Annotated in this window: 2 protein-coding genes; one reads left to right on the forward strand and one right to left on the reverse strand. The window is 67.3% G+C overall.

What is annotated here, in order from left to right; translation table 11 throughout:
- Positions 1 to 204: 204 nt before the first annotated feature.
- Complete coding sequence (locus FJY88_13990) at positions 205 to 1,338, reverse strand: ATP-dependent Clp protease ATP-binding subunit (GenBank protein MBM3288437.1); 1,134 nt, start codon at positions 1,336 to 1,338, stop codon at positions 205 to 207.
- Positions 1,339 to 1,510: 172 nt separating this feature from the next.
- Between FJY88_13990 and FJY88_13995 the strand changes: the two genes are divergently transcribed.
- Positions 1,511 to 1,971 (forward strand): 6-phosphofructokinase (locus FJY88_13995; protein ID MBM3288438.1); only part of this gene is annotated, 461 nt, incomplete at its 3' end.

The raw sequence follows: 1,971 nt of genomic DNA on the forward strand, positions 1-1,971 counted from the left end.
CTACGCGATCAAAACCCCTTCCGGCCACTATGCGAAGATCCATGTCCAGACGATCTCGGGGGCGGCCGGCTCCCGCGCGATCACCTTCCGCTACGCCTATCAGGCCACGCCGGGTCTGATCCAGTTCTGATCGACAGCATGCGAGGCGGCCGGGATCGACTCCCGGCCGCCTCGCGCCGCCTGATCTTGGTCTCCGTCGTTTGCTTACGCGCGATCCTTGACCGATTTGGCCGGGCGCGGAGTCGGGGCGGCCGCGATCGTCCTCTCGATCACGAGATCCCCATCCCGGACATCGACGCGGATCCGCCGCTCCTTGGGGTGCGCGAGGATGTAGCGCGCCAGCGGATTCAGGAGCCTCTTCTCGAGCGTCCGGTTGATGGTGCCGGCCCCGCTGCGGGCGCACTCGTCGTCCGAGATGAAGGTCTTGAAGACCGAGTCGGTCACCTGCACGCCCCGTCGCCCCTTCTGGAGGCGGCGCAGGACCACCTCGACCTTGTAGCGGGCGATCTGGCGCACATCCTCCGCGGTGAGGGCGTGGATGACGATGACCTCTTGGAACGACTCGACGAACTCCTCCCCGAGTCTCCGAATCATCTTCTCCCGGATGCGCTCGTCGTAGCTCTTGGATGTCCGGTTGAAGCCGATCTCGTCGGTCGTGCCCGCTTCCTCCTCCGGGATCCGGCCCGTCGCGAAGACGATCGTCCGGTCGAAGGAGGCGCGGCCCCTGGCATCCTCGATCCACCCCTGATCGAGGATCTGCTGGATCATCCTGTGGGCGACCGGATGGGCATGCTCGATCCCGCGCAGGAGCAGGATCGAGTGCGGCCGGCGCCGGACGGGGGTCGTGATCATCCCCTCGAGGAGCAGGGAGGGCGGTCCCGGGTACATCGAGTCGGTCAGCCGGGAGGCCTCCTCCTCGGTCGTGACCATGCGCATGTCGATTGGCACGACCATCGATTCGTCGCCGTAGAGGATGTTCGCCACGGCATAGGCGAACTCGTTCTTGCCGACCCCGGGCGGGCCGATCAGCAGAAAAGACCCGTTGGGGCGCTCGGGACGGAAGTCGAGCTGGGTCAGCCGGACCCGCAGCGCGCTGCCGATCTTCTCGATCGCCTCGTCCTTGCCGTGGATCCTCTCCCTGAGGAGCGACTCGAGATTGAGGAGGACCTCGGCCGCCTCGCGGAGGCCGGCGGGACTCTGCCGCTCGGACGCTGCGGGCGCCCCCCTTCTGGTCTTCTCCCGCGTCTTCCCCGCGGCCTTGCCAGCCGCTGCAGGGGGCCTCGCGGGCCTCTTGCCCTTCTTCTTGCCTTTTCCGGCGGACGGCCTCTGTTTCTTCATTCTCCTACCTATCGGCCTGCGCAGACTCGGAGTGCACACTAACAGAGCAGGGCGGGGCCGTCCATCGACTGTGCCCCGGAGGGTAGGCGCGCCGCGCATGCGCGCGAGGGGGATCGCTGCTATCCTGGGGCCCGCGTCCGGGAGCGGTCCCCGAAGGCCGCAAGGAGGATCGATGAGCGAGCGGATCCGCAGAATCGGGCTTCTCACAGGCGGCGGAGACTGCCCCGGGCTGAACGCGGTGATCCGGGCGGTTGTGAAGTCGGCCGGCTACGACCACGGCATCGACGTCCTCGGCGTGGAGAACGGATACGCCGGTCTGATCCATGATCGGACCCGCCCGCTCACGACATCCGACGTCGGCGGAATCCTGGCGCGCGGCGGGACCATCCTGGGCAGCAGCAACCGAGACAACCCCTTTCGCGTTCAGGAGAAGGAGGGCGATCGCGTCGTCTACCGGGACCAGTCCGAACAGACGATCCGGACCATCCGCCAGCATGGCCTGGATGCCCTGATCGTGGTCGGGGGGGATGGGAGCCTCTCCATCGCCAACGAGCTTGCCGCGCTGGGCGTCCGGGTGATCGGCGTGCCCAAGACGATCGACAACGACCTCGCAGCCACCGATGTCACATTCGG

The organism is Candidatus Eisenbacteria bacterium, from assembly GCA_016867495.1.
In the GTDB taxonomy this organism is placed as follows: Bacteria; Eisenbacteria; RBG-16-71-46; order CAIMUX01; family VGJL01; genus VGJL01.

What these genes read in the sequence shown, in the direction of transcription:
- FJY88_13990 (MBM3288437.1), bottom strand. Translation starts at nt 1,338, where the DNA reads ATGAAGAAACAGAGGCCGTCCGCCGGAAAAGGCAAGAAGAAGGGCAAG.